The organism is Corynebacterium capitovis DSM 44611 (assembly GCF_030440535.1).
Classification (GTDB): domain Bacteria; phylum Actinomycetota; class Actinomycetes; order Mycobacteriales; family Mycobacteriaceae; genus Corynebacterium; species Corynebacterium capitovis.
Genome location: NZ_CP047117.1, coordinates 1,821,835 through 1,845,984 on the forward strand (window position 1 = coordinate 1,821,835; position 24,150 = coordinate 1,845,984).

Genomic DNA, 24,150 nt, shown 5'->3' on the forward strand with positions numbered 1-24,150 from the left:
GGACATGCACATCTCCGACGGCCCCGCCCCCAAGCATGAGCAGCTGCGCCGCATCCTGGAAAACATGTGTGACACGGAGCTCTCCCCCGGCGACCTCCTGCCCGGGGAGCGCGCCCTCGAGGAAGCCTACGGCGTCAGCCGCATTACCGTGCGCCGCGCGATTGGCGACCTCGTCGCCGCGGGTCGGTTGCGGAGAATCCGTGGCAAGGGAACGTACGTGGCACCAAGTCCCCTCATCAGCCACTTGCAACTCGCCAGCTTCTCGGATGAGATGCGTGCCCAACGGGTCACGGCGTCGTCGAAAATCTTGCTGTCCGGCTGGTCCGTCCCACCGCGCGAGGTCGCGGAGTTCTTCGGCACCCACGACGTAGACGAAAGCGGTACGGACTCCCCCGTCCCCCACATCCACCTCCGACGCCTCCGTCGCGGCGACGGCGAACCCTACGCGATCGACGACGCGTGGTACAACGCAACTCTGGTCCCGGATCTGCTTGAGCACGACGTCTACAACTCGGTCTACACCCTCCTCGAGCACAACTACGGGCTTGGCATCACCACCGCTGATCAAACCGTTACCGCAGTTCAAGCGTCGGAAACGAACGCCTCGCTTCTCGACGTCCCCGCGGGCGCTGCCCTCTTACACATCCTGCGCTACGCCCGCAGTGGCGACCACAACGTCGAATTGTGCTCCTCGTTGTACCGCACCGATCGCTACCGCCTCACCACCCGGGTTGAGCGTAGCCAGCCATGAGTAGGGCACAATAAATCACATGGTTTCACCCACGACTGGCATTCGCTCCGTCCTCCTCGCTGCCTTGGCTGGAGCCGTGGGGACTGCGTCCTTCTCAGCTTTTTCGGGCGCTCAGCACGGTGACGGGGCGACAGTGGCAAGCTCGGGGGCAACCGCAGCGCATGGTGTCCAACCAGCCGCGCCGTTTACCACCGCCGATCAAGGTTCATGTCTGACGTGGCAGGTGGGTGGTGATGGGTCCATCTTCGGATTCGAGCAAGCCGGCTGCGACAGCGAGCACCGCTTCGAGGTGTCGGCCCGCGAGGATCTGGCAACCTTCCCCTCATCCGAGTTTGGGCCGGACGCCGAAGCACCGAACTCAACCCGTCAAGCGCAACTGCGGGAGGAACTGTGTGGCGCCGCCACACTGCGCTACCTCAACGGGGTCTACGACCAGGCCGGGCGCTACTCCATCGCTTCCATCCTGCCTCCCGCGGACGCGTGGGCGCGCGGAGATCGCACGATGCTATGCGGGCTTCAGGTGACAGATTCCTCCGGTTCGCCCACGCTGACCACCGGGACGGTGGCGAGCCAGGACCAAGCCCGCGTACTCAACCCCGGGCAGTGCGCGACGGCGGATGCGGCAAACACCGTGGCCGCTGTCGACTGCGCGCAGCCACACCAGCTTGAGATCACCAGCACGGTCAACCTCGCACCCGTCTTCGCCGACCACACCCCGTCCGTTGAAGAACAGGACAAGTACCTCGGCGACATATGCACCACCGCGGCGCAGGACTATCTCGGCGGCGAGAACAACCTCTACCTTGTTGCCCTCCAGCCTTTTTGGACCACGCTTCCCGCCGCCCGCTGGGACGGTGGCTCCCGCAGTGTCAACTGCGCGCTCGTTTACTCCGACGGTGGCTCCTTTGCCACGCTGACCGGGTCCGCTACGAGCGGACGGGACGTGCTGCGTATCGACGGCAACCCGCCCCCGGAGCGACCCGAGCGCCGACCCTTGCGCGATCAGGCTGCCACAGCGTCCGCCACCGCCACGCCGGTTCCGGCACCGACCCCCTAGGCGAGCACGCTCGTGGTCAGCGTCACGGACGAGGAATTCGAGGGGTTCATCGATGATGCCCTCGATGAGCTCCCCGATGCTTTCGCACGACAGCTGAGTACCGTCGTCGTTCTGGCGCGCGACCGCGCTGAGGACAATCCTGAGCTGCTCGGCCTGTTTGAGGGAGTCCCACTGCCCGAAAAGCAGGCCAACCACACCGGTTACCTCCCAGATACCATCTTCGTCTACAAAGCGGCACACGAAGAGGCGAGCGCGGACGTCGAGGAGTTACGCGAGCAAATACGAGTCACGGTCTTCCACGAAGTTGGCCACTACTTCGGTTTTGAGGAAGATGAGCTGCATGAGCTCGGGTGGGGTTAGGGTTGTCGCGAATGAGACGTCACGGCACCGCATAGTCACCCCACTTTTCCACCCGCCAGGACCCGAAGTCACCGACCGGATCAAGCACGACGTAGGTGCAGTTGGGTAAGTACGCCTGCTCCGCAAAAGACGGGTCAACGTCAGCGGCGTTCGCCGCGAAAGCGCGAATCGCACCCCCGTGGCTCACCACGACCGTGTTGGATCCTGGCTCGGTGAAAGGCTCGATGGCCGCGCGGTAGCGGGTGAGAAAGGTATCCAGGGAATCGCCGCCGTCGATCATCGACGAAAGATCGCGTCGATAGAATCCGCTGACCGCCGCGAAGTACGCCTCGTGGGCTTCCAGCGAGTTCATCATTTCCCAGCGCCCGGCGTGCAACTCCTGGAGACCAGGCACTGCAGGAATATCGGGAAACGACCCGCCGAAGGCAACCTCCGCGGTCTGCCGGGCGCGTAATGCCTCGGAGCTAACCACGCGGGTGACGTCGTAGGAACGCATAATCTCCCGCCCCGCCCCCACGCCCTGCTCACGGCCGAGCTCGGTAAGTTCCGCCCCCGGCAGCGCGGTATCCAGTTTACGCGCCACGTTCGACGTAGTCTGTCCGTGGCGGAGCAGAATGAGCATCTACAGTCCTTTCTGCGCTCGCGCCACCCACTCGGCGGCGGCGGCGAAACGGGCGTGGTCGACCGAGTACGGCTCGCCAGAGTGGCGCGGCCACGAGCCAAGAAACACGAGTGTCGACGCCCTGCGGTGCACCGCCCGCAGAGCGTCGGCAAGCGGTTCGTCCTCGATATGTCCCACGAGATCTACAAAGAAATTGTAGGTGTTGTGTGTTTCGCGGGTGGGGCGCGATTCGATCCGGCACAGGTCGACTCCGCGGCTGGCAAACTCGTGCAGTGTGGCAACCAGCGTGCCCGGCTTGTTGGGCAGCTGGAACACGACAGAGGTGCGGTCGTTGCCGGTTGGCGCCGGCGGTGCACCGACGGGCCCTGCGAGAACGAACCTCGTTCGCGCCGCGGCGACGTCTGCCACGCCCTCGGCGTGCACCTCGAGTCCGAAGAGGCCCGCCGCCCGGCGCGGGGCGGCCGCAGCGTCTGCCGCCCCTTCCGCGACCATCTGAGCCCCCGCCGCGTTCGAGGCGGCAGGGACGTAGGTGGCGCGCGGAGCGTTCACAGCAAGCCACCCTTTGACCTGCCGATACGCGACGGGGTGGCTGGCAAAACGCGTCGCCGCGTCGAGCGATTCACCGGGGCGGGTCATGATCGCGAACGCAATCTCGAGTTCATGTTCCGCATAGATTTGCACCCCGGGAGCCTCGATGAGCGCATCGGACGTGGACGTCACAGAACCGTCCACGGAGTTCTCCACGGCCACGACCGCGAAGTCCGCCTCCCCCGAGCGCATCGAGCTCAGCGCCTCCGCCGGTGATCCCACCGGCACCGGCTCGGCCCCGGCGATGTTGAAAGCCCACAGAGCCTCCTCGGTAAACGTTCCGGCTGGTCCCAGGTAGGCAACGCGAGTCATGCCTTAAAGTTATCCCATGCCGTCAACAGAGCAGACCCGCCTCAGGGCCGAAATTCTCATCGTCTTGACGGTCACCTTCGGCACAAGCGGCATCCGAGCGGTACTGCGGCTACTCGACGCGCTGGCGTCCCCCGCGCCCCTCAACCAGCAAAGCGTCACCCTTAATTCCGCCGAGTCCAGCGTGTCGTGGCTCGACCTCGCCCTCCAGGTTGCATCCGCCGCTTCGCTGTTCGGTTGGGGAGCACTAGCGCTCTACTTGCTCGGTGCCCGCCTTCCCCGGCCCGGCACCACAGACTGGGTGCAAGGTGCGGGGCTGGCCCTCCTCATCGGCATTCCCGGGCTTGCCCTCTACGTCACCGCGTTGCACGCCGGGTGGACGAAGGAGGTTGTCGTCGCCACCGATACGGCGCAGCTACCCACCCTCTTGCTGTGGTCCGCGGCCAACGCCTTCGGTGAGGAGGTCGTGGTCGTCCTCTGGCTCACCCGCCGCCTGAGCCAGCTGGGGTGGAGCAGGAACGCCTCCATCGTCGCGTCCGCGGTGCTGCGCGGGACGTACCATCTTTACCAGGGGATATCGGCGGGTATTGGCAACGTGGCTATGGGCATCCTCTTCGGCTGGGCGTTTCATAAGACCGGGCGGATATGGCCACTGATCCTCGCGCACTTTCTTATCGACGCCACCGCGTACCTCGGCTACCAGCTCCTCGACCTTTCGTGGCTCGGTTTGTGAGACGTTAAGCTGTTACCCATGCCGAACGCCCCCCACTCGAACGACCCCCGCGACAACCTGGGGGAATACGTGCTGGGCAAGGACGGCACTCCCATCGTCGACAGGTACGGACGCCCGGTCCGCCTGCGGCGTCCCGGGACGCCACCGGTGCGACCACAGCAGCCACGGCAGCCACAGCGCGCGGCGGGGGAGTACAGGCCTCGCAGCGTTCCGCAGATCGCCCCGCGCCAGAATCAGCCCCGGCAGCATGTGCAACCCCAGCAGGCCAGAGTGGAACCCGTCCCCATGCGCATCTCTCGGTCGCGCCGGAGGGAAAAACCGAGGGTGAGCTCGACCCGTGTGCCGCGCTTGCGCCCTGGGCTCGGGTGCAGTGGCATCTTCGGTCTCATTGTGGCGCTGCTGTTGGCGTTGACGTTGATCACCGACGCACGCCTGGCCCGCGTTGACGCCCTGCCCGACCAGCACATCGCTAACACCGCGGGGACGAACTGGCTCCTCGTAGGTTCAGATTCCCGGCAAGGACTTAGCGACGCCGAGGCAGCGCGTTTAGGCACGGGCGGGGACATCGGCAGTACCCGCACCGACACAATCATGCTGCTGCACCTTCCGCTGACGGGGTCGGCGACGCTAATGTCCATTCCCCGCGACTCGTACGTGTCTATCCCCGGTTACGGGATGGACAAGATCAACGCGGCGTTTTCCTACGGCGGCCCGCAGTTGCTCAGTGAAACCGTAGAGCACGCGACGGGCCTGCGGGTGGACCGTTACGCGGAGATCGGCATGGGAGGCCTATCCGGCGTCGTCGACGCAATCGGCGGAGTGGAGATGTGTGTGCGCGAGGCCATCGACGACCCGTTAGCCAACATCAACCTCCAGCCGGGGTGCCAAAAAATGGACGGGCCGACGGGTCTGGGGTACGTGCGTACCCGCGCCACCGCCCAGGGGGACATCGACCGTGTGCAGCGCCAGCGGGAGTTCCTCGCCGCGATCGTGGACAAGGTCACGTCCCCGTCCGTCCTGCTCAACCCCTTCCGCACGCTCCGCCTCGCGTGGGTGATCCCCAGCCTGTTCACCGTGGGTAGCGGCGACCACATCTGGAACCTGGCGCGCATCGCCCTAGCCATGCGAGGCGGGGTCAGTACCGTCACTGTCCCCGTCGGTGGCTTCGAGGACTCCGACGTCGGCAGCGTCATCCTCTGGGATGACGCTGCCGCTGAGGACCTGTTCGCCTCGCTGCGTTAAACAGTCGCGCGGGTTGAACCTGGAGGGGTACCGCTGGCGGGCCAGGTGCCGTCGGCAAGCATGGCTGCCTTTCGTTCCTCCCAGAAGTCCGCGTTCTTGATGCCCAGGGCTTCGGGGTCAAAGTTCGGCTCGAGCCCGGCCTTCTTCTGGCGCCGGTAGTCCCACAGGCACTTCAGCGCCGGGCCTTGCAGCACAAGGATGGCCAGGATGTTGAGCCACGCGGTTGTGCCCACGCCGATGTCGCCGAGCGCCCAGGCATCACCCGGCGTGCTCGTGGCACCGACGTACACGGAGATAACGATCACGAGGCGCAGCAGCCAGATGATGACCCGGCGGGCGGTTTCGTTGTGGACCCAGCGGTTGAGGTAGGCGAAGTTAACTTCGGCCAGGTAGTAGTACGCCAGCACCGTGGTGAACGCGAAGAACATGATCGCCAACGCGACGAACGACGGGCCGATGCCAGACGCGAACGTGTCCAGGCCCTGCTGAACGAAACCGGGGCCGACGGCAACGCCGTCGGGAAGCGAACCGGCGTAGCGAACCGCGCCGTCCTCAGACTGCCCCTCGAAGACCTTGTACATATCGGTCGAGATGATGATGAACGCGGTCGCGGAACACACGAAGAGGGTGTCGACGTACACCGCGAACGCCTGGACGAAGCCCTGTTTGGCGGGGTGGGACACCTCGGCAGCGGCCGCCGACTGCGGGCCAGTACCCTGCCCCGCCTCGTTGGAGTAAATACCACGCTTCACACCCCATTGGATGGCCGCGCCCAGCATGCCGGAGAATGCCGCTTCGTGGTCGAACGCGGAGCGGAAGATCAGCCCGAATACCTCGGGGATTTGTGACGCGTGAGCGAACAGAACGAGGATCGACACAACGATGTAGACCACCGCCATGACCGGAACGACGAGGGAGGCGAACGTCGCAATACGCTTCACTCCACCGATGATGATCACACCCAGCAACACGGCCATGAGCAGGGCGGAGACCCACGTGGGCACACTCCAGGCGTTCTCCACCGCCGCAGCCACGCCGTTGGCCTGAATACCCGGCAGGAAGTACGAGGTGGCCAGCAGCATGCTCAGCGCGAAAGCAATCGCGTACACCAACGCAAAGGGGCGCGCCTTGGTGTGGCGGTAGGCCTTCTCGATGTAATACGCGGGCCCGCCACGGTACTCGCCGGTGTCCCGGTCCTTTTCTTTGTAGATCTGGGCCAGGGTGCACTCGATGAAGGAGGTCGCAGAGCCAAGCAGGGCCACCGCCCACATCCAAAACACCGCGCCCGGGCCGCCGAACGCGATCGCCGTTGCCACGCCGGCGATGTTGCCGACGCCAACGCGTCCTGCCAAAGACACCATCAGCGATTGGAATGACGAGATGCCGGATTCCGATTTCTCACCCTGGGTGATCTGCCGGATCATGTCCGGAATGCACCGGATCTGGAGGAACACGGTCGCCAGCGTGAAATACGCGCCGGCACCCAGACAGAGGTACACAAGCCAGTTGGACCAGATGAGGTCATTGAGCGTGGATAAGACGCTATCCATATCTCCTCCTTGGGGATGGGCAAAGACCGCGAGTTACGGCCCACGCCGCCCCTCGTAGCCGGTACGTTACCGCCCCAAACTGTCTCTGCGCAGGCACTCGGGCAGCGCACTTTTTCGACGCCCCGAGTATGCGCCCCCGGGAATTTAGCAACGAAAAGGTTTTAAAAATAGACCCTGACCTGCGATTATCTAAGGCAAACCTTGGGTGACAGGTGGACAGAGGTGCTTTACGCTGACCCATGTAGGAGCCCGCCGCCGTCCCAGATTGGGACTTCCTCGAAAGGATCACCGCCATGTCCACCACCCAGATGCCCCCCGTCCGCACCTGCAGCGTCGATGCCTGCTCGTTCAACCAGAGCGGTTGCCACGCTTTCGCCGTGACCATCGACAACACGTCCTCGTGCGCCACGTTCATCCCCCTCACCCGCAAGGGCGGCCTGCCGGTCGCCTCGGCGCAGGTGGGCGCGTGCCAGCGCACCGACTGCACGCACAACGACAGCCTGGCGTGTAACGCAACGTCCGTGTTGGTTGGCAGCGGCGCGGACACCGCCGACTGCCTCACCTTCGAACCGCGTTAAGCTAGCCTCTCCGCACGGCCGCGACGTGCTCATTCACGATCTCGTGGATGAGCCGCGCGGCCGCCCGCGCGGTACGGGCATCTATATCGTAGGCGGGGTTGAGTTCTACCACATCGAGAACCGCGACACGCCTGGTAGCCGCAACGGCGCATACCATGGCCCGGAGCTTCTCCAGTGACACACCGAACCCCGCGGGCGCGGACACGCCCGGCGCGATTGACGCAGGAAGGACGTCGAGGTCGATGCTCAGGTGGATAGGCGTGTCGCCTTCGACGGCCGCGGCGGCCCGTCGCGCGGCGTCACCCACGCTCAGTTCCGCCACATCCGTGTCGAGGACAGTGGTGACTCCCAGGGACGCGGCGGCGTCGAAAAGTGCCTTTGTATTGTTCGGCTCCGAGATTCCGAAGACCGAGTAGGAGAAGTCCTCCCCCACGAGGTCGGCGATCTGCCGGAAGGGCGTTCCCGAGGTGGGCCGATCCGCCTGGCGCAGGTCGAAGTGGGCGTCGAAGTTGATGATGCTCATCGGCCCCAGTGCTTCAAAGGCGCCGCGGTGAGAGGCGAACGACGTCTCGTGCCCGCCGCCAAGAACGACGGTGAGGTTGCCAGCTTCGGCGAGACCACGAACGCGGCTCGACAGCTCCTTCTGCCCGCCCTCTAGGTCTTCGCCCTGTGTGGTCACCGTGCCGGCGTCTACGAGCGGGTAGTCGTGGTGGACCGCGAGGCTCGCCAGCGCGGCGCGCAAGGCCTCGGGACCGTCGGCCGCTCCCTGTCGCCCGCCATTTCGACGCACGCCTTCGTCGGAGGAAAAGCCAAGCAACGCCACGGCATCGCGGGTGTGTGGCGACGCGGGGTTGATCACGCTGTGCCAGCGGGCGTGCTCGGGCCCAGGCCCGTCGTCGCGTCCGGTCCAGGCAGAGGCGGGAGTGTAGAGGCTCATGCCGGTCAGATTACCCACCGTTTACACCGCGTCGGGGGCGTACCCGCCCGGAACGGGGTGGTTGACGCCCTCAACCTTGGCGCGGCCCGTCGCAAAGTAAAGGCCCACGCACGCGATGCTGAAGATGACGCCAACGGCGAGCGCCGGGCGGAAATCGGGCTGCCATGCCATGACGCCGAAAGTGAAGAGGATGAAGATAACCGCCGCGTACTGACCGTAGGGCCAGAAGGGGACTCGGTAGTCTAGGCGCGCCACCTCCTCCGCCGTCATGCGGCGGCGGGAAGCGATGTGCGCCAGAAGGATCATCAGCCACACGAAGATCGTGGCGAAGGTGGCCAGGGAGGCGATCAACTCGAACACGCCTTCCGGGATGACGGCGTTGAGCACCACGCCGATGATCATCACACCGAGCAGGATGACCGTTGTCATCACGGGCACGCCGCGCATCGTTTTCGCCATCACCGCGGGCGCGAGGCGCTGTTTAGCTAGGCCGTTGAGCACGCGTCCCGCTCCGAAGAGATCAGCGTTGATCGCCGACAAGGCAGCGGTGATGACCACGACGTTGAGCAGCGCGGCGGCCCAGTTGACACCGAGGGCGGAGAAAATTTGCACGAAGGGCGACTCCTCACCGGTGATGGTGTCCCACGGGTTGATCATGAGGATGACTAGGATCGCCAGCACGTAGAAGATGAGGATGCGCGCAGGCACAGTGTTGATCGCCTTCGGGATCGCCCGGGACGGGTCCTCGGCTTCCGTGCCCGCTACGCCGATGATTTCAGTTCCGCCGAACGCGAAGAGCACGAGAATAAACGACGAGACCATCCCACCAAAACCGTGGGGGAAGAACCCGTTATTCACCAGGTTTTGAGGGCCGGTTGTCTCAGCCGAGGAGAGCCCGAAGAGCAAGACTGCCGCCCCCGCAATGATCATCGCGACGACGGCGCCTACTTTCACCAGGGTGAACCAGAACTCGAGCTCGCCAAACGCTCTAGTCGACGCCACATTCGCCGCCCCGACAATCAACAGCGCCACGACAATCCACACCCAGCGCGACACATCAGGGAACCAAAAGCCCATGTAGATGCCGATTGCTGTGAGGTCGGCGAGGGCCACGATGACCATCTCGAAGGCGAACATCCACCCGGTAAGGTAACCGGACGCACCCCCCAAGTGGGCGCGTGTGTACTCCGCAAAGGAGCCTGCAACGGGGTGGCGCACGGCCATCTCGCCGAGGGCGCGGAGCACGAAGTAGATCACGGCGCCACCGAGGAGGTAGACGAGAAGCACGGACGGGCCGGCAGCCTGGATAGCGCCGGCGGAACCGTAGAACAGCCCGGTGCCAATGGCGGAGCCGAGCGCGATGAAGTGGAGGTGGCGGCTGGTTAGTCCGCGTCCCTCGGTGTGGGCCGGAGCGCCACCGGGGTGAATCGTCGTCATGGCTGGGAAGTGTAGGTCACGTTTTCTCCCCGCTGTGATTCGCCTTTCTTTCCCCTGTCTCGCATGCCAGACTTTTTTCATGATCCAGGTCCCCGCCGCCCGCAACGCGCTGCGCATCCTCACGCTGCTTTCACTTAGCGACGCCCCCTTGTCCGCCGCCCGCATCCAACGTGAATTGGAACTCCCCCGCTCCTCCACCTACCACCTGCTGCGCGAGCTGGAGGCCTCCGGTTTCGTAGTGCACCTATCCAACCCCGGCACTTACGGCCTTGGCCTTGCCGCCTACCGGATGTCCGCGGCCTACACCACCCAGCAGCCGCTGGTGCGCCTGGCTGCAAAGGACTTGGAAGCAGTCGCGGCTTTTGTCGGCGGGTCCACCCACCTGTCGCGCATGGCGGGCTCAGAGATCGTCTACCTGCACGAGGCCCGCGCCCCCAAGGCCGTCTCCTTGGTCACCGAGGTCGGCGTACGCCTGCCCGCCCTGTCCACCGCTTCGGGCAGGATCATGGTGGCGCACCTGCCCGAGGCGGAGGTCAAGGCCGTGTTTTCCGCCTCTGGCGAGCAGCGCGCCTACCGCGTAATCACATCCCGCCTCAATCTCGCACGCGAGCGCGGATGGGACGACGAGCGCGAAGAGGTCTCGCGCGGCCAGGAGTCCGTGGCGGTGGCGGTGCTTGACCATTTGGACCGCCCGGCCGCGGCACTCGCGGCGACGTTTGCGGCGGGGTCTAGGGACGAGGGGCAGCGCGCGGAGGTTATTGAGCGGCTTTCGACGGCGGCGCGGCGGGTAGCGGGGAGGTTTTTTGGTGGGGCGTAGGTCGTTGAGGCGCGCTATTCGACTCCGCTTGTCCGCCAAACTCCTTGGTTTGTCCTAAACTCTTGCAAAAATTTTTCGAGGGAGCCGACCCCCATGTGGTGGACACGCTGAAACCGGAATTTTGCTAGGGAAGTGAGGTGTTTCTGCCGAGCCACGCAAGTTTCAGTGTAGCCGGACACCGCTGTCCGAACACCGCTGGCACGAGATATTTACACCAGGGTTCGGTTCTTCGGAGCTTTTGCCGCCAGAGGCGGCGTAGGCCCACCGCGAACCGTTAAAGGGTGGCTAGATGCAGGAGGAGATTACCCGCGTCCCCGTACCAGTTCCAGACAGTGCTCACCAAGACCTGGCCTAGACGGATGCGAGCTTCTGGTTAATCAGCGTATTGAGGGAAACCCCCTCAGTCTTAGCGGCAATAACCAGCCTGCGGTGCAGCGACGGGGAGGTCCGGACATTAAACCTCCCGGAATAGGACCTCGCGCCGAGGGGTTCGGGAATCTCCTCCCCTGAGCTCTCCATGTCTTCGACGACCTCGGCGACCAGTTCAAGCAGTCCCGCCTCCGCCTCCTGGCGATCGGGAGCCAGCCAAGACAACGAGGGAAATTCGGCCACGGTGGCAACGTAATCTTGGTCCTCCTCGGACCAGGAGACCTGGTAGGTGTACTTGTTAATGTCCATGTGTCCTACTCCTCCTTTTCCATATTGTTGCTGGCCAACTTGTCGATTGCCTGCAGCACCTGATTCACCTGGTAAGGCTTCGCCTTACCGTTGGCATTCTGAATGTTAACGCGGGGGTTTCCGGGCCAGGGTGTCTTGTAGGTCTTGTGAGATGTCTTCTTTGAGCTACGGCTCTCAAAATAGTGGTCGCACACTTTTTCCAGCTCGGAGAACCTGACGCTGGCAGGGGCTTTCCTCATTTTCGCCACAATGTCGTCGATGCCACTGCCCATGCGGCAGATAGTACCACATACAGTACCAGGAAGGGTGGCGCCTTATGTGGTGCCAGAGCCCAGGAGAGCTTCTAGTCGACGTAGCTGGTATGCCGGCCATCCCTCCGAATGCCTCGCACTCAAGTAAGTCCCTACGCACCGCCAAGACGCCATGTTGAAAGTGCCCACCACCCCCGTAGCGCCCCGCCCCACTCACCCGCTACACTTACCCCCGTCGCGTCTGGCTGTCGCGCGTTGTAATCACCCGAGCCCTCGCAGGGCTCCGATCACCATGCATCCCGCAGAAAGGACAGCCATGACCACCACCTACCCCTCCACCATCACCGTCGGCATCGGCGCGCTCAGCATCGAGGAGGTCGTCGCCGTCGCCCGCCACGGCGCAACCGTCGAGATCGACCCGGCCGCGCTCGAGGAGGTCGCCGCGACCCGGCAGCGCGTCGAGGAGCTGGCAAACGACCCGACCCCCGTCTACGGCATCTCCACTGGCTTCGGCGCCCTCGCCCGCCGCCACATCCCCGAGGAAATGCGCGCCCAGCTGCAGCTTTCCCTGGTCCGCTCCCACGCGGCCGGTTCCGGCCCGGAGGTCGAGGAGGAGGTCGTCCGCGCGCTCATGCTGCTGCGCCTGTCCACCCTGTGCACCGGCCGCACCGGCGTGCGCCCGGTGGTCGCCAAGACCTACGCCGACGTGCTCAACGCCCGCATCACCCCGGTCGTGCGCGAGTACGGCTCGCTGGGCTGCTCGGGCGACCTCGCTCCGCTGGCGCACTGCGCCCTGGCCCTGCTCGGCGAGGGCGAGGTCCGCGTGAACGGCGGCGAGATCATCCCCTCGGCCGACGCGCTGGCCGCCGCCGGCATCGAGCCGCTCGCCCTCAAGGAGAAGGAGGGCCTGGCGCTGATCAACGGCACCGACGGGATGCTCGGCCAGCTCTGCCTGGCGATTACGGACCTGCGCGAGGCCGCGAAGGTGGCGGACATCGCCACCGCCATGACGGTCGAGGGCCTGACCGGCACGCTCACCGTCTTCGCCGACGACCTGCAGCAGCTGCGCCCCCACCCGGGCCAGGCGGACGCCGCGGCGAACGTGCGCGCCATCGCCGAGGGTTCGGAAATTCTCGCGGCGGCCGCCGAGGAGTTCAAGGAGAAGCAGGTGCAGGACGCCTACTCGGTGCGCTGCGCCCCACAGGTCTCCGGCGGTTTCCGCGACACGCTTGCGCACGCCGAGCTCGTGGCGAACCGCGAGCTCGCGTCCGCGGTGGACAACCCGGTGGTCGCCCCGGACGGCCGGGTGGCCTCCAACGGCAACTTCCACGGCGCGCCCGTGGCCTATGCGCTGGACTTCCTCGCCATCGTGACGGCTGATGTGGCGTCGATGAGCGAGCGTCGCACCGACCGCTTCCTCGACACCGCGCGCAACCGCGGGCTCAACGCCTTCCTTGCCGACGACCCCGGCGTGGACTCCGGACACATGATCGCGCAGTACACGCAGGCGGGCATCGTCAGCGAGCTGAAGCGCAACGCCAACCCGGCATCCGCGGACTCGATCCCGTCCTCGGCGATGCAGGAGGACCACGTCTCGCTCGGCTGGTCGGCGGCGCGCAAGCTGCGCCGCAGCGTCGACGGGCTGCAGCGCGTGCTGGCCATCGAGATCCTCACCGCGGCGCGCGCGATCGACATGCGGGAACTCGCCGCGGCACCCGGCACGCAGGCGGTTATCGACGTCCTGCGCGGCGTGGTCGAGGGCCCGGGCACGGACCGCTTCCTCTCCCCGGAGATCGAGCACTCCGTGGCGCTGGTGAAGGACGGGGCGTATGTTTCAGCCGTCGAAAAGCGTGTTGGAAACCTGCGTTAAGCGCCACCTTTAGCCGGGTGTCTCGAATGCGAGACGCTCGGCTTCTTTTTTGTCCCGGGCCGAATGTGGCGGCCGTTACCATCAGCCGTGAACATCCCGCCGCGGAGGGGACAGCCCCGGGACACCGGCCCAAAGCGCGGGAGTGCAACTACAAGGAGCACAAGGAAAGAGACCCAACCATGACCGAGAAGAACTGGGCCGAGGGTGCCCGCGTGGTCCGCGCGCCCCGCGGCACCGAGCTGAGCGCCAAATCCTGGCAGACAGAAGCACCCCTGCGCATGCTGCAGAACAACCTCGACCCCGAGGTCGCCGAGCACCCCGACGAGCTCGTGGTCTACGGCGGCACCGGCCGCGCCGCCCGCAGCTGGGAGGCCTTCGACGCGATCATCGACACGCTTAAGGACCTCGAAGCCGACGAGACCCTGCTGGTGCAGTCCGGCAAGCCCGTCGGTGTGTGGACAACCAACGAGTGGGCACCGCGCGTTCTCATCGCCAACTCCAACCTCGTCGGCGACTGGGCCAACTGGGAGCATTTCCGCAAGCTGGAGGACGAGGGCCTCATGATGTACGGCCAGATGACGGCCGGGTCCTGGATCTACATCGCCACCCAGGGCATCCTGCAGGGCACGTTTGAGACCTTCTACGCCGTGGCGAAGAAGCGCTTCGGCGGCACCCTCGCAGGCACCTTGACCCTGACCGGCGGCTGCGGCGGCATGGGCGGGGCCCAGCCGCTGTCCGTTACCCTTAACGGTGGCGCCTGCCTGATCGTCGATGTCGACGAGTCACGTCTGAAGCGGCGCCAGGCGAAGCGCTACCTCGACGAGGTGACCGCCGACCTCGACGAGGCTATCCGCCTAGTCACCGAGGCCAAGGAGCAAAAGAAGCCGCTTTCGGTCGGACTCGTGGGCAACGCAGCCGAGGTCTTCCCCGAAATGCTGCGTCGCCACCGCGCCGGTGAGTTAGCCGTAGACATTGTCACCGACCAGACCTCCGCCCACGACCCCTTGAGCTACCTGCCCACCGAGATTACGGTTGAGGAGTGGCACACGGAGGCTGCCGCAGATCCGATCACCTTCACCAAGAAGGCGCGGGAGTCCATGGCCGCACAAGTTCAAGCCATGGTCGAGTTCCAGGACGAGGGCGCCGAGGTCTTCGACTACGGCAACTCGATCCGCGACGAGGCGCGCAAGGCCGGTTACACCCGCGCCTTCGAGTTCCCCGGCTTCGTTCCCGCCTACATTCGTCCCCTGTTCTGCGAAGGACTCGGCCCCTTCCGCTGGGTCGCCCTGTCCGGTGACCCGGAGGACATCAAGGTCACCGACCAGGCCATCAAGGAGGCTTTCCCGGATAACCAGCACCTGCACGACTGGCTCGATGCCGCCGAGGAATACGTCGAGTTCGAGGGCCTGCCGGCGCGCATCTGCTGGCTCGGCTACGGCGAGCGCGCCAAGGCAGGCGTGATCTTTAACAACCTCGTTAAAGAAGGGAAGGTCAAGGCCCCAATCGTGATCGGCCGCGACCACCTCGACTCCGGTTCCGTCGCTTCGCCCTACCGAGAGACTGAGTCCATGCTCGACGGCACCGATGCCGTGGCCGACTGGCCCCTGCTCAACGCTATGACCGCTGTGTCCGGAGGGGCGACCTGGGTGTCCATCCACCACGGCGGCGGCGTGGGCATGGGCCGCTCCATCCACACCGGCCAGGTCACCGTGGCTGACGGTACCGAGCTCGCAGAAGCGAAGCTCAAGGCTGTGCTGACTAATGACCCGGGCATGGGCATCATTCGCCACGTCGATGCTGGCTACACCCGCGCGTACGAGGTAGCCCGGGAGCGCGGTGTCCGGGTCCCCATGGAGTTCAGGGCACGCGACTAGCACCTCGCTTATCGGCGCCCAACCGTCCCCCACGGTTGGGCGTTTCCCATCTGCTCACCACGTAGAAAGGCAACCATGAGCACTCTTCTCACTGGCATCTCGGAACTACGGACCGTCTCTGAACTCGGCACGATCAAAAATGCTGCCCTCCTGATAAGCAACGGCGTCATCGAGTGGGTCGGTTGGGCATCCGACGCCCCTACCGCCGATGAGACCGTCGACCTCGGTGGTCGCGCCGTGTTGCCCGGGTGGGTTGATTCCCACACCCATATGGTGTTTGACGGCAACCGCGCGGAGGAGTTCGAGGCGCGCATGGCGGGTCAGTCCTACGCCGCCGGCGGCATTGCCGTGACCATGGAGGCCACGCGCTCGGCGGGGACGCAGCGCTTGCACCAGCTCGTGGCCGAACGCGTCGCCGCGGGCCGCGCCGGCGGAACCACCACCTTCGAAACGAAGACCGGCTACGGCCTCAACGTCGAGTCCGAAGCCGAAGCCGCTCGGGTGGCATCGGAGCACGTCGATGAGGTGACTTTCCTCGGTGCGCATCTCGTTCCTCCGGGCGCGGACGCTGAGGAGTACGTCAACGAGGTCGTCGGCCCGATGCTCGACGCCGTGAAAGAACACGTGCAGTGGATCGACGTCTTCTGCGAGCGCGGCGCGTTCAACGAGGAGCAGTCCCGCCGCGTGCTCGAGGCTGGCACGAACGCCGGCCTTGGCGTGCGCGTGCACGGGAACCAGCTTGGGGAGGGCCCCGGCGTGCGCCTAGCCGTAGAGATGGGTGCGGCGAGCGTCGACCACGTCAACTACCTCTCCGACACCGACATCGAGCTGCTTGCCAAGTCCGATACCGTGGCCACTCTCCTGCCCGCCTGCGACCTCTCAACCCGCGAGTCACTCGCGCCAGGCCGCGAGCTTATCGACGCCGGCGCCACCGTCGCCATCGCCTCCAACCTCAACCCCGGCACCTCGTTCACCAGCTCGATGAACTTCTGCGTCACCACCGCGGTGCTGCAGCAGCGCCTCACCCTCGACGAGGCCATCGCCGCCGCCACCACCGGCGGAGCCACGGCTCTGCGACGCCACAACGTCGGCGCCGGTAAAGACCCGCAGGGCCGGCCCGCCAAGGGCACCCTCGTGCCCGGCGCGGCCGCCGACCTGCACGTGCTCGACGCCGCCAACGCCATCAACCTGGCTTACCGCCCCGGCATGCCGATCACGTGGCAGACGTGGGTCGCCGGCGAGAAGGTGTACGGCTAAGGCCAACGCGAAGGCGACCACAAAGAGAATGATGAAGACCGCCGAAGCTAGGGCAAACAACTGATCTTCTTCGTGTCACCGCGGTCGTAGGCAAGCTGATTGAGTGCTCTCACTGCGAAAAGAATCGCGAGGAACTTAGCTCCGTAAGCCCAGTTAGGCACGTGATCACCGCTAAATAGTGCAAGGCCCACAGACAGATTTGCTGCGAGAATCACAGAAAGGATCCAGCTGACCCCCTCTTTAGAGTTCTGAGACTTAGTGGTCACGACGTCCACCTAACAGCTTGCGGCAGTGGTCAGTGCGCGTCCTGCCCCGTGACACGTAGCTGCGGTTATATCTCCCGAGATACCACCAGAAGCGGTTGCAATCGTGGCGGGTACACAAACCAAGCCGTCTTACTTGTCGACGGCTGCGGGCGCGAATGCACCGCGGGAATCGCAGTGCGGTCGGGCGCCGCCGGAGCCGCTGGAACCTCTGAAGTCGCTGAAGCCACGAGGGAACAACTTAAGGATCTCGAATGAACTTTTGGTGACCACCCGGCCTCACCCCGGCGAATAAAACGCGAATATCGGGACTAGATAGTCACCTGGCGCGATTTGATGTTGTCCAACTGCCGGCGCTCCGCGGGGCTCAAAGCGGAGTCGTCCGCGTACCCTGCTTCGATTGCACCGTTCAGGGCTTCGAGTGCGGCAGCGTATGCGTCCGGCTCGATAGACGGGTCTAGGTCCCAGACCGGGACGGTTACCCCGTGGACACGAAACGCCCCGGCGAATTTCGTCCCTTCCCCCAGGTGTAGGTCACCCCGTGCCGCGATGCGGGCGAGTGCCGCGAGCAGGCGGGGTTCACTGTCTTCGGAGCGTACCCACCGGATGTGCGCTTTGCCTCCGCCCGGGTTGACCCACCAGATCGACCCCGGGAGGTCGGGTGCCACCTGGGTGGAAGGGACGACAGCGGCGTTCGCACGGGCGAGGGCTTGCTGGACATCCGCCGGGACATCCGAGCCAGGGGGGAACCACCAAAAGAAATCACGGTAGGAGGTGATGGACAGGGAGGCGGCCGTATCGATGAGAGAGGAAAGCTCCGGCTGCGTTCCGTCAGCTGTCGTGGACTGCAACGTGTCCCCCGGCTGGGCGGTGAGCGCCCAGTTCAGCGCGTAAGCAAGATCCCGCCCCGGATTGTGCGAGTGGGACGCGACCTGCAGGGCGACGAATCGCTCCCCTCCCTCCTCTTCGGAGCGAATCACGCCCGCGCCGGCCCCGGGCAAGACGGTGCAGATAGTGACGGGGGTGCCGTGAACGTCGAGCGTCGCCGCGGCGGATGGGACGAACTCGCGCAGGGCGACCAGGTCAGCCTCAGCCGCGAGGCCCCCGAAGGGGCGGGGATCCTTGTTCAACGCCTCGCGCTCCGCCGCGCGGGCGGCGAGCTTCGCTTGGCGGCGGCTCATGCCCTCGGGCACCGGGGCTGAATCCTGGTTCTTGGTGCGGTTTTTCTCGGCCATAGGCCGAAATGCTACCGGAGCTCTACCTGCGGCCGTTGCCGGCTGGCGAGGACTTCAACGGCGAGGTGGGGCAGATCGGTGGCGAAGACGTCGACGCCGTGGTCGCGGCACCAGAGCATGTCTTTCGGCAGATTCACCGTCCACGTGTACGTCTTTAACCCCTTGAAACCGAGCAACTCGCGGCGTGCTTGGAGGTGGCTGATCGCGGGTCCGACACCATACGGGCGCGAGAGCATGCAGTTCTTCTTGTTCCACTTCTTCTCCCGCAATCGGAAGAGGTAGAACGTCTCGATTTCGGGCGCGAACTCCGTGAAGTAACGCATCGCCCGGTGAGAAAAAGAGATGAGGTGCACCCGCTCCGAGTCGCGCATACCCGCGTACGTCAGGCGACGCAGCGTCTGCTCGTCGACCTCTGGGCCGTACACCGTGGGGTGTTTGGTCTCGATGTAAATATGCTTCTCGGGGTAGTCCTGCATCAGTTCGAGGAGTTCGTCGAGAAGCATGATGCGCTGCGGGTTTTCTTTCGTGCCCACGTTGAGCGCCCGCAGATCCGTGAAATCCATGGCGGCTACGCGCCCGCGCCCGTTCGTGGTGCGGTTGACCAGCGCGTCGTGGAAGACGACGAGACGCCCGTCCCGCGTTAATCGAACATCGCACTCAATGCCGTGGATATCCATTCGAAGCGCCGCGTCGAATGCCTGGAACGTCAGCTCCGGGTAGAGGCCCGAGGCCCCACGGTGAGCGACGATCTTGGGGTTGAAGGGAGTGGCTGTGTTCGGTTTCTCGCTGTTGCTGCCCAGCAGTGTCGTCACGTGTGCTTAACCTACAACCACCTCGCACTTCGCGCGACCGCTACGAAAAAAAGTCGCCGCTTCCGTGCAGTGCAGATGTGGTTTTGGAACAATAGCCGGCATGCCTGTAATTGCCACGGTGCAGCGTTGGAAAAGGCCCTCGGGGCCGCACCTGTCGAACCCGTTGAAGGCGGCAGTCAAAGCCGGGCGGGCGGTAAAAAAAGCACGCGGACGGTACCCATTTAGCCGGCACGGTCTGCTCAGCGTGCCGCTCATGGCGGTCGAGGTGCTGGCGGACCTTTCGCCGGTCATCCGCATGGGAGGCCTGCGTCGCTTGCCACGCAACTTCGGCGCTGGGGTTCTCGGTGCCGAGGTAGCCACGTGGGGTGCGATCTCCCCTTCGCTCCTTCCCCACAAGTGGTGGATGATCGCGTCCAACGTCGCAATTTGCCAAGGGGTGGGCCACGCGTTGGGCGCCGGAATCGGCGGGGCTCTGCGTCAAGTGGGAGTGCTTGCCGGGGTCCCCGACGCCTCGTCCCCCCGCCACACCGCTAACGCAGCGTTTCACCTGGCCATGAGCGGGGTGACCCTGACCACCTTCGTACTGGCGCGACGTCGACACATCCGTCAGATCGACATGGTGGAAAGCGACGAGAAGTTACGCCTCACCAGCTCATTCACCGGAGTCACCCTCGGTACCCTCGGCTACGGTGGCTTGTTAGTCGTCGGCGAGGCCTTGCAGGCGCTTGTCGACGTCCTGAATGTGTTCCTCGGCAAGAAGCTGCCTCCCGTCACCTCGTGGCCTCTCGCGGTAACCGGGGCGGGCGCCGTCTTCGCGTTGGTCACCGACCGCGTCGTCGTGCGCAACGCCCTGTCCCGCGTCTACCGCAACGCCGAGGAGCTGGACCGCCAGTTCCTCCGGGGAGCTCCCCGCCCGCGTGAGCCGGAACGCTCGGGTTCGCCTTTCTCTTACGAGCGTTGGCACACGCTGGGCCGCCAGGGCCGAGCCGTGGTCGCGGGTGGACCGCGCAAGCGCGACATCGAGCTACTGCTTGGTGCACGTGGCGGAACAGCACCGATCCGCGAACCAATCCGGGTCTTTATTGGGCTCAACGGCAAGGACAGTCTCGACAAGATGGTGGAACTGGCGCTCGCCGAGCTCGACCGCACCGGCGCGTGGTCCCGCCGCCATATCGCGGTCATGTCTGCCGCGGGAACGGGGTGGATCAACGACTTTCACACCTCGGGCTTTGAGTTCATCGGCCGCGGCGACACCGCCATCGTGGCGATGCAGTACTCCTACCTGCCCTCGGCGTATTCATACCTCGCCGACCGGGAATCCTCCGTGCGCACGGCCCGCGCGCTGCTTAGCGCCATCACCGGAAGGCTGAGCGAGATGCCCGCGGAGTCCCGCCCGCACCTCTACGTGGGAGGGGAATCGCTCGGCGCGTACGGGGTGTCTGACGCCTTCGATAACGTCGACGGGTTCCTCGACGGCGTTACGGGAGGCGTGTTCACCGGAGTCCCCGGCTTCGCCGCGATCCATTCCGAACTCACCCGCGGCCGCGACGAGGGCAGCCCGCAGCGCCTTCCGCTTATCAACGGCGGCCGTCACATCCGCTTCTGTTCCCACCCCGATCACCTCAAGCACGACTTCGAAGGCAAGCCCTACGCGCGCGAATGGGACACCCCCCGTGCTGTCTTTGCCCAGCACGCCTCCGACCCGGTGGTGTGGTGGGACTGGGATCTCGCGTGGCGCGCACCCGATTGGCTAAGGGAGGCGGGCTCCCGCGGCGTTCCGGCCCCCGCGGCCCAGCACCTCGACGTCCCCGAGACGATGCGGTGGGCCCCCTTCATCACATTCTGGCAGGTCGGTATTGACCAGTTGTCGTCGCAAAGCTACCGCTCCCCGCACGGGCACAACTACCACGACGAAACGGTGGAGTACTGGGCGGCGGTGATGGGCAGTGATGTAGACGAGGCGACGCTGCACCGGATCAGCCTGTGGATCCACCGCGATGCGACAAAACTCCGCCACCCAGCGGGCGGACGGAAGAAAAACATCCACTACTAGGCGCTTTTGTGGCACCCGCTAGATGCCGCAGGCGATCCCGGTGGAGTGATGCGGGCAGTAGCCTCCCGGCACTTTGTGCAGGTACTGCTGGTGTTCGTCCTCCGCGAGGTAGTAGTCCACCCCGGTGCGCACTTCCGTCGTAATGGGGCCCAGACCAGCCGCGGCTAGTTGCTTTTCATACTCGGCGAGCCAGCCCCGGATCTGGTCAGCCTCCTGCTGAGTATCGGTGTAGAACGCGGAACGGTATTGAGTGCCCACGTCGTTGCCCTGCCGGAAGCCCTGCGTCGGGTCATGTGCCTCCAACCCGGCGCGGACGAGGTCCTTCAGTGTGATCGAGGCGGGGTCGTAGACGACCTCGACGAGCTCGACGTGGTTCGTCATCCCGGTGCATACTTCCCGGTAGGTCGGGTTTTTTGTCTCTCCCCCGCCGTACCCGACGGAGGTGGATTCGACCCCGTCCATCTGCCAGTACATCTTCTCAACTCCCCAGAAGCAGCCTAAGCCGACGAGCAGACGCCGCTGGCCCTCCCGCCAAGGCCCCGTAAGCGGGGTCCCCAGCACGGCGTGCGGGCGCGGGTGCGCCAGGACAGGCTCGGCCCGTCCGGGCAGTGTGCGGTCGTGGCTGACGAGCTCAGGTGTGCGGCCGAAGAGAAATCCCATGGTTCTCTCAACGCCTGAGCGCGTGTCGACATTCCCATTTCCGGCACATTTTCGGGCGGAAATGTAATTCCTTGAACATGTCGCCTATCCGCCTATGATGGGCCGGGCAAACACTAAACGCTTCGAAAGGACTTGATTCATCATGGCCGTCTACGAGTTGCCCGAGCTGCCCTACGCCTACGACGCACTGGAGCCGCATATCTCCGCCGAGATTATGGAGTTGCACCACTCCAAGCACCACGCCACCTACGTTGCCGGTGCTAACGCCGCGCTCGAGGCTCTCGAGGCCGAGCGCGAGGGGGAGGCCAACCCCGACCGGCTGCGCGCGCTGTCCAAGAACCTGGCGTTCAACCTGGGTGGCCACACGAACCACTCGATCTTCTGGAAGAACCTGAGCCCCAACGGCGGCGGCGCTCCGACCGGGGAGATCGCGGCGGCTATCGACCGAGACTTCGGCTCCTTTGAGAAGTTCAAGGCTCACTTCTCCGGTGTCGCAACGTCGCTCCAGGGCTCCGGCTGGGCCGTGCTTGGGTACGACCACATTGCGGATCGCCTTATCATCCAGCAGCTCACCGACCAGCAGGGTAACGTCTCCGTTGACTTCACTCCGCTGCTCATGCTGGATATGTGGGAGCACGCGTACTACCTGCAGTACAAGAACGTGAAGGCGGACTACGCCAAGGCGTTCTGGAACGTCGTTAACTGGGAGGACGTCAACGAACGTCTCGCCGCGGCTGCTCGCTAAGTCGCACCACAGGTCTAAGCCCCGCTCCGGCGGGGCTTAGCTCGTTGCCGGTTAGGTAGAAACACGCCGGCACCCACCACGAGAGGAGAAAGAGACACATGGTGGGCGCCGGCGCCATCTGATTCACGACGAGTTCCGTGCGGAGAACCCGTTCTAACTATAGGTAAGGCTGTCCTAAATGCGCAAGGGGCAGGGGGCAAAACTTTTCGACGCTCCCTGCCTCGTATACTGCCAAGGGCTCCGGTTAGGAAAATTGTGTAACCGTTGAGGAGGTTGTAACCCGGTGGGTATCAGGAAGGGAACACCTGAATACCGTAGAGCGTCGGCCGCGATGTTGGTGGTTGGCCTGGCGATTTTCAACTCGTTGTACTCCACCCAGGCCCTCCTGCCCGCCCTCTCCGATGCCTTCCAGGTTTCCCCCTCCACCGTGGCGTGGACCGTGTCAGCCGCCACGGGGGCTTTGGCCCTGTGCGTCGTTCCTTTCTCCATTCTTTCCGAGAAGTACGGCCGCGGTCGTATCCTCATCATCTCCGCTTTGGCGGCGACCGTGCTGGGGCTTTGCCTTCCTCTTGCCCAATCGGCGACCCAGTTCGCGGCGCTGCGGGCTGTTCAAGGCGCGATGATCGCGGGGACCCCGGCTGTCGCCATGACCTGGCTGGCCGAGGAGTTAGACGAGCGGGATCTCGCCTCCGCGATGGGCCTCTACATCGCGGGGAACACAATCGGGGGGCTCACCGGCAGGCTCATTCCAGCGGCCGTCATGGAGGTGGCTACCTGGCGGTGGGCCCTGTTCGCCTCCAGCGCAACCGCCCTCGCCCTGGCGTTAGCCTTTGCCCTTCTCCTACCCCGTCAACGCAACTTCGTACCCAAGGACTCGCTCCGCCCGAGCATCGAGCTGCGGGCCATGGGCCGTCACCTGCGCAGCCCGCGCCTTCTCGGCCTCTACACCACCGCCTTTATCGCCATGGGCACCTTTGTGTCCATGTACAACTTCTTCGGCTTCCGGGCTGTCGATACGTTCGGGCTCTCCCCTGCCTTGACCGGCTTGATCTTCCTCATGTACTTGTCTGGGACGTGGTCGTCGGCACGCGCCGGGGCCCTCGTCGCTCACTTCGGTCGGGGCCGGGTGGTGTTGGGCTCGGCCGTGCTTATGCTCGGCGGGGCGGCCGTGGCCATCAGCTCCTCCCTTCCCATCGCACTCCTCGGGCTCCTCGGTTTCACGGCAAGCTTCTTCGCGCTCCACTCCGTTGCCTCTGGATGGGTAGGGCTCATTGCCAGCCGGGATCGCGCGGAGGCATCCTCCCTCTACGTCCTGTTCTACTATGTCGGCGCGTCCGTCCTTGGGGTGGCCACCGGGCGCGCGTTCGAAGCGTTCCCGTGGTGGGGATTCGTCCTCACGCTCTGTGCGATCCTCGGCGTTCTCGTCGCGGTCGCGGCCGCCCTCGCGGCGGTGGAAAAAAGAATGTGACGC

Annotated in this window: 23 protein-coding genes; 13 read left to right on the top strand and 10 right to left on the bottom strand. The window is 65.0% G+C overall.

The features are described from left to right. Positions 1 to 4 precede the first annotated feature (4 nt). From CAPI_RS08865 to CAPI_RS08875, 3 genes are read left to right on the top strand one after another with little or no spacing between them, the layout of a single operon-like run. On the top strand, positions 5 to 751 hold the full coding sequence (locus tag CAPI_RS08865; protein WP_018018293.1) for a GntR family transcriptional regulator: 747 nt from the start codon (positions 5 to 7) through the stop codon (positions 749 to 751). Between the two features lie 19 nt (positions 752 to 770). Continuing rightward, positions 771 to 1,808: a septum formation family protein gene (locus CAPI_RS08870; protein WP_040356985.1), complete on the top strand. Its 1,038-nt coding sequence runs from the start codon at positions 771 to 773 to the stop codon at positions 1,806 to 1,808. 12 nt (positions 1,809 to 1,820) lie between these two features. Further along, positions 1,821 to 2,168, top strand: coding sequence for a metallopeptidase family protein (locus CAPI_RS08875; protein ID WP_018018295.1), 348 nt, complete (start codon positions 1,821 to 1,823; stop codon positions 2,166 to 2,168). A gap of 19 nt (positions 2,169 to 2,187) precedes the next feature. Here CAPI_RS08875 and CAPI_RS08880 read toward each other — a convergent pair whose 3' ends face one another. Both CAPI_RS08880 and pheA read right to left on the bottom strand, forming a co-directional pair. Further along, positions 2,188 to 2,790, bottom strand: a complete 603-nt coding sequence (locus CAPI_RS08880) for a histidine phosphatase family protein (protein WP_018018296.1) — start codon at positions 2,788 to 2,790, stop codon at positions 2,188 to 2,190. Continuing rightward, a complete protein-coding gene (gene pheA / locus CAPI_RS08885) occupies positions 2,791 to 3,690 on the bottom strand; it encodes a prephenate dehydratase (RefSeq protein WP_018018297.1) in 900 nt (299 codons plus the stop codon). 16 nt (positions 3,691 to 3,706) lie between these two features. On the opposite strand from pheA, the gene CAPI_RS08890 reads away from it, so the two are divergent. Beyond that, entirely contained in the window at positions 3,707 to 4,420 is a 714-nt protein-coding gene (locus CAPI_RS08890) for a CPBP family intramembrane glutamic endopeptidase (protein WP_018018298.1), read from the top strand. A gap of 18 nt (positions 4,421 to 4,438) precedes the next feature. Next, entirely contained in the window at positions 4,439 to 5,662 is a 1,224-nt protein-coding gene (locus CAPI_RS08895) for an LCP family protein (RefSeq protein WP_026157231.1), read from the top strand. Here the strand turns inward: CAPI_RS08895 and CAPI_RS08900 are convergent. Further along, on the bottom strand, positions 5,659 to 7,212 hold the full coding sequence (locus tag CAPI_RS08900; protein WP_018018300.1) for an alanine/glycine:cation symporter family protein: 1,554 nt from the start codon (positions 7,210 to 7,212) through the stop codon (positions 5,659 to 5,661). The genes CAPI_RS08895 and CAPI_RS08900 overlap by 4 nt on opposite strands. 293 nt (positions 7,213 to 7,505) lie before the next feature. On the opposite strand from CAPI_RS08900, the gene CAPI_RS08905 reads away from it, so the two are divergent. Beyond that, positions 7,506 to 7,790 carry a DUF1540 domain-containing protein gene (locus CAPI_RS08905; RefSeq protein WP_018018301.1) on the top strand — a complete coding sequence of 95 codons (285 nt, stop codon included), beginning with the start codon at positions 7,506 to 7,508 and terminating at the stop codon, positions 7,788 to 7,790. 1 nt (position 7,791) lies between these two features. Here CAPI_RS08905 and hutG read toward each other — a convergent pair whose 3' ends face one another. Then, the gene (gene hutG / locus CAPI_RS08910; protein ID WP_018018302.1) at positions 7,792 to 8,727 is read right to left on the bottom strand and encodes a formimidoylglutamase; all 936 of its coding nucleotides are present in this window, start codon (positions 8,725 to 8,727) and stop codon (positions 7,792 to 7,794) included. A gap of 21 nt (positions 8,728 to 8,748) precedes the next feature. Further along, positions 8,749 to 10,164 (bottom strand): amino acid permease, encoded by a 1,416-nt coding sequence (locus CAPI_RS08915; RefSeq protein WP_018018303.1) that lies wholly within the window; start codon positions 10,162 to 10,164, stop codon positions 8,749 to 8,751. Positions 10,165 to 10,243: 79 nt separating this feature from the next. On the opposite strand from CAPI_RS08915, the gene CAPI_RS08920 reads away from it, so the two are divergent. Continuing rightward, positions 10,244 to 10,981 (top strand): IclR family transcriptional regulator, encoded by a 738-nt coding sequence (locus tag CAPI_RS08920; protein ID WP_026157232.1) that lies wholly within the window; start codon positions 10,244 to 10,246, stop codon positions 10,979 to 10,981. A gap of 351 nt (positions 10,982 to 11,332) precedes the next feature. Here the strand turns inward: CAPI_RS08920 and CAPI_RS08925 are convergent, their stop codons facing one another. Together CAPI_RS08925 and CAPI_RS08930 are read right to left on the bottom strand one after the other, a co-directional pair. Next, positions 11,333 to 11,659, bottom strand: coding sequence for a type II toxin-antitoxin system HicB family antitoxin (locus tag CAPI_RS08925; RefSeq protein ID WP_018018305.1), 327 nt, complete (start codon positions 11,657 to 11,659; stop codon positions 11,333 to 11,335). 5 nt (positions 11,660 to 11,664) lie between these two features. Continuing rightward, complete coding sequence (locus CAPI_RS08930; RefSeq protein WP_018018306.1) at positions 11,665 to 11,931, bottom strand: hypothetical protein; 267 nt, start codon at positions 11,929 to 11,931, stop codon at positions 11,665 to 11,667. 295 nt (positions 11,932 to 12,226) lie between these two features. Between CAPI_RS08930 and hutH the strand changes: the two genes are divergently transcribed. The 3 genes from hutH to hutI all read left to right on the top strand — a co-directional run bounded on the left by hutH (position 12,227) and on the right by hutI (position 16,911). Continuing rightward, a complete protein-coding gene (gene hutH, locus CAPI_RS08935; RefSeq protein WP_018018307.1) occupies positions 12,227 to 13,780 on the top strand; it encodes a histidine ammonia-lyase in 1,554 nt (517 codons plus the stop codon). 179 nt (positions 13,781 to 13,959) lie between these two features. Beyond that, complete coding sequence (gene hutU / locus CAPI_RS08940; protein WP_018018308.1) at positions 13,960 to 15,654, top strand: urocanate hydratase; 1,695 nt, start codon at positions 13,960 to 13,962, stop codon at positions 15,652 to 15,654. 75 nt (positions 15,655 to 15,729) lie between these two features. Then, positions 15,730 to 16,911 (top strand): imidazolonepropionase, encoded by a 1,182-nt coding sequence (gene hutI, locus CAPI_RS08945; RefSeq protein ID WP_018018309.1) that lies wholly within the window; start codon positions 15,730 to 15,732, stop codon positions 16,909 to 16,911. 574 nt (positions 16,912 to 17,485) lie between these two features. On the opposite strand, the gene CAPI_RS08950 is transcribed toward hutI, so the two are convergent. Both CAPI_RS08950 and CAPI_RS08955 read right to left on the bottom strand, forming a co-directional pair. Further along, positions 17,486 to 18,409, bottom strand: coding sequence for a DUF5926 family protein (locus CAPI_RS08950; protein WP_018018310.1), 924 nt, complete (start codon positions 18,407 to 18,409; stop codon positions 17,486 to 17,488). An 11-nt stretch (positions 18,410 to 18,420) separates the two neighbouring features. Further along, positions 18,421 to 19,221 carry a glycerophosphodiester phosphodiesterase family protein gene (locus CAPI_RS08955; RefSeq protein WP_018018311.1) on the bottom strand — a complete coding sequence of 267 codons (801 nt, stop codon included), beginning with the start codon at positions 19,219 to 19,221 and terminating at the stop codon, positions 18,421 to 18,423. Between the two features lie 100 nt (positions 19,222 to 19,321). Here CAPI_RS08955 and CAPI_RS08960 point away from each other — a divergent pair, with 100 nt between their 5' ends. Beyond that, positions 19,322 to 21,274 (top strand): alpha/beta-hydrolase family protein, encoded by a 1,953-nt coding sequence (locus CAPI_RS08960; protein ID WP_051059752.1) that lies wholly within the window; start codon positions 19,322 to 19,324, stop codon positions 21,272 to 21,274. 18 nt (positions 21,275 to 21,292) lie between these two features. On the opposite strand, the gene msrA is transcribed toward CAPI_RS08960, so the two are convergent. After that, positions 21,293 to 21,934, bottom strand: coding sequence for a peptide-methionine (S)-S-oxide reductase MsrA (gene msrA, locus CAPI_RS08965; protein WP_018018313.1), 642 nt, complete (start codon positions 21,932 to 21,934; stop codon positions 21,293 to 21,295). 142 nt (positions 21,935 to 22,076) lie between these two features. Here msrA and CAPI_RS08970 point away from each other — a divergent pair, with 142 nt between their 5' ends. Together CAPI_RS08970 and CAPI_RS08975 are read left to right on the top strand one after the other, a co-directional pair. Next, the gene (locus CAPI_RS08970; protein WP_018018314.1) at positions 22,077 to 22,679 is read left to right on the top strand and encodes a superoxide dismutase; all 603 of its coding nucleotides are present in this window, start codon (positions 22,077 to 22,079) and stop codon (positions 22,677 to 22,679) included. Between the two features lie 331 nt (positions 22,680 to 23,010). Further along, a complete protein-coding gene (locus CAPI_RS08975; protein ID WP_018018315.1) occupies positions 23,011 to 24,147 on the top strand; it encodes an MFS transporter in 1,137 nt (378 codons plus the stop codon). Positions 24,148 to 24,150 lie beyond the last annotated feature (3 nt).

Bases quoted from the DNA above. Each gene is read 5' to 3' on its own strand.
- CAPI_RS08865 (WP_018018293.1), top strand. From the start codon at position 5: ATGCACATCTCCGACGGCCCCGCCCCCAAGCATGAGCAGCTGCGCCGC.
- CAPI_RS08870 (WP_040356985.1), top strand. From the start codon at position 771: ATGGTTTCACCCACGACTGGCATTCGCTCCGTCCTCCTCGCTGCCTTG.
- CAPI_RS08880 (WP_018018296.1), bottom strand. From the start codon at position 2,790: ATGCTCATTCTGCTCCGCCACGGACAGACTACGTCGAACGTGGCGCGT.
- pheA (WP_018018297.1), bottom strand. From the start codon at position 3,690: ATGACTCGCGTTGCCTACCTGGGACCAGCCGGAACGTTTACCGAGGAG.
- CAPI_RS08890 (WP_018018298.1), top strand. From the start codon at position 3,707: ATGCCGTCAACAGAGCAGACCCGCCTCAGGGCCGAAATTCTCATCGTC.
- CAPI_RS08895 (WP_026157231.1), top strand. From the start codon at position 4,439: ATGCCGAACGCCCCCCACTCGAACGACCCCCGCGACAACCTGGGGGAA.
- CAPI_RS08900 (WP_018018300.1), bottom strand. From the start codon at position 7,212: ATGGATAGCGTCTTATCCACGCTCAATGACCTCATCTGGTCCAACTGG.
- CAPI_RS08905 (WP_018018301.1), top strand. From the start codon at position 7,506: ATGTCCACCACCCAGATGCCCCCCGTCCGCACCTGCAGCGTCGATGCC.
- hutG (WP_018018302.1), bottom strand. From the start codon at position 8,727: ATGAGCCTCTACACTCCCGCCTCTGCCTGGACCGGACGCGACGACGGG.
- CAPI_RS08915 (WP_018018303.1), bottom strand. From the start codon at position 10,164: ATGACGACGATTCACCCCGGTGGCGCTCCGGCCCACACCGAGGGACGC.
- CAPI_RS08920 (WP_026157232.1), top strand. From the start codon at position 10,244: ATGATCCAGGTCCCCGCCGCCCGCAACGCGCTGCGCATCCTCACGCTG.
- CAPI_RS08925 (WP_018018305.1), bottom strand. From the start codon at position 11,659: ATGGACATTAACAAGTACACCTACCAGGTCTCCTGGTCCGAGGAGGAC.
- CAPI_RS08930 (WP_018018306.1), bottom strand. From the start codon at position 11,931: ATGGGCAGTGGCATCGACGACATTGTGGCGAAAATGAGGAAAGCCCCT.
- hutH (WP_018018307.1), top strand. From the start codon at position 12,227: ATGACCACCACCTACCCCTCCACCATCACCGTCGGCATCGGCGCGCTC.
- hutU (WP_018018308.1), top strand. From the start codon at position 13,960: ATGACCGAGAAGAACTGGGCCGAGGGTGCCCGCGTGGTCCGCGCGCCC.
- hutI (WP_018018309.1), top strand. From the start codon at position 15,730: ATGAGCACTCTTCTCACTGGCATCTCGGAACTACGGACCGTCTCTGAA.
- CAPI_RS08950 (WP_018018310.1), bottom strand. From the start codon at position 18,409: ATGGCCGAGAAAAACCGCACCAAGAACCAGGATTCAGCCCCGGTGCCC.
- CAPI_RS08960 (WP_051059752.1), top strand. From the start codon at position 19,322: ATGCCTGTAATTGCCACGGTGCAGCGTTGGAAAAGGCCCTCGGGGCCG.
- msrA (WP_018018313.1), bottom strand. From the start codon at position 21,934: ATGGGATTTCTCTTCGGCCGCACACCTGAGCTCGTCAGCCACGACCGC.
- CAPI_RS08970 (WP_018018314.1), top strand. From the start codon at position 22,077: ATGGCCGTCTACGAGTTGCCCGAGCTGCCCTACGCCTACGACGCACTG.
- CAPI_RS08975 (WP_018018315.1), top strand. From the start codon at position 23,011: ATGTTGGTGGTTGGCCTGGCGATTTTCAACTCGTTGTACTCCACCCAG.